Origin of the sequence: Micromonospora matsumotoense (assembly GCF_900091525.1) — a bacterium.
Taxonomy (GTDB): domain Bacteria; phylum Actinomycetota; class Actinomycetes; order Mycobacteriales; family Micromonosporaceae; genus Micromonospora; species Micromonospora matsumotoensis.
Map to the genome: position 1 here is coordinate 1 of NZ_FMCU01000032.1, position 2005 is coordinate 2005.

Consider the following 2005-nt stretch of genomic DNA (forward strand, 5'->3'; position numbering starts at 1 on the left):
CCCGCGCAGATCACCTCCTCCCGCGGGTTCACCGGCGCCCGCCCCACCCCCGCCACCTGCTGCGGCGCGGGCAACCGCTCCCGATCCAACTTGCCGTTCGTCGTCAACGGCAACGCGTCCATGACCATCACGACCGCCGGCACCATGTGTCCCGGCAACCGCCGAGCCGTCTCCTGTCGCACCACTGCCGGCAGGCCGGCGCGGTCCACCCCGTCAGCCGGCACCACGTAGGCCAGCAGTCGCGCGTCACCCGGGGTGTCCTCGCGTACCACGACCGCTGCCTGTGCCACCGAACCCACCGTCGCGACGGCGGCCTCCACCTCACCCAGCTCGATCCGGAACCCCCGGATCTTCACCTGGTCGTCCGCCCGACCCAGGAACTCCAGCCGACCCGCACCGTTGAACCGGGCCAGGTCCCCACTGCGGTACATCCGCACACCCGGCTCGAAGGGACAGGCCACGAACCGCTCGCCCGTCAGCCCGGCCCGACCCAGATAGCCCCGCGCCACCTGTCCGCCGGCGACGTAGACCTCGCCCGCGACCCCCGGCGGCACCGGCCGCAACCGGTCATCGAGCACGAACACCCGCAGCCCCGGCAACGCCCGACCCACCACACTGGCGACGCCACCCTCGGTCACCTGCTCGAAGGTGACGTGCACCGTGGTCTCGGTGATGCCGTACATGTTCACCATGCGCGGTGACCGGGCACCGTGGCGGGCGAACCAGCTCGCCAGCCGGCCAGGATTCAGGGCCTCGCCGCCGAACACGACCGCCCGCAACGCGCCGGTGTCCAACAGGTCCATGACCTCGTAGAAGGCCGACGGCGTCTGACTGAGCACCGTCACCCGCTCCCGGGCCACCAACGCGGCGAACTCACCCGGCGACCGCGACACCTCGAACGGCACCACCACCACCCTGCCACCGTGCAGCAACGCCCCCCACAACTCCCACACCGAGAAGTCGAACGCCGCGGAGTGGAACCAGGACCACACATCAGTCGGCCCGAACCCACCGAAGGACTCCGCCGTGGCGGCGAACATTCCGATCACGTTGCCGTGGGTGACCGTCACACCCTTCGGTCGCCCAGTCGACCCCGAGGTGTAGATCACGTACAGCGGGTGGTCTGGCCGCACCGCCACTGGCGCGGCGACCGGCAACCCGGCCAGCTTCGCCACGACCTCCCCGTCGTCGAGCATGATCATCGGCGCCGGGCAGTCATTCCACTGTCCGGCCGTCGCCGTCGTGGCCAGCACCACCACCGGCTCCGCGTCACGGATCGTGGACGCCACCCGCTCCGCCGGATAGCGCGGATCCACCGGTACGTACGCACCGCCAGCCCGCACCACAGCCAACATCGCCACCAGCAGGTCCGGACCCCGGTCCAGCACCAAGCCGACAAGCGACTCCGGCCCCACCCCGTGCCCGATCAGCAGGCTCGCCAACCGACCCGCGCGCGCATCCAACTCGCCGTAGGTCAGCCGCTCACCGTCGGCAACCACCGCGACCGCCGCCGGCGCCTCTGCCACCCGCGCCGCGAACAGGTCACCCACCGATGACTGCGGCACCGCCACCGGCTCCGGGTTCCACTCCACCAGAACCTGCCGGCGCTCGACATCGTCCAGCACGTCGACCGACGAGAGCCGCCGATCGACGTCCGCGACCAGCACACCGAGCACCCGGGCGAACCAGTCGGCGAGGCGCTGGGCGGTTCCCACGTCGAACAGGTCGGCGGCGGCGATCAGCCGTCCGGACAACCCGGCCGGAGCGCCGGTCTCATCGCGTCGCTCCTCGACATTGAATTCGAGATCGAAGCGGGCCGCTGCCGGTCCGGTGGGAAACGGTCGGCCGACCGTGCCGGCCAGGACCGGGCCGTCCTCGGTGGTGTTCTTCAGGGTGAGCACGACCTGGGCCAGCGGGTGTCGGGACAGCGAACGCTCCGGCGCCAACTCCTCCACCAACCGCTCGAACGGCACATCCTGATGCTCGAACGCCGACAACCCCACCT

The 2005-nt window shown here is 71.0% G+C and carries 1 protein-coding gene; it reads right to left on the reverse strand.

All coding sequences use genetic code 11. The features are described 5' to 3' along the window. The coding region (locus GA0070216_RS31875) for a non-ribosomal peptide synthetase (protein WP_176739247.1) at positions 1-1973 on the reverse strand (1973 nt) is incomplete at its 3' end. Positions 1974-2005 lie beyond the last annotated feature (32 nt).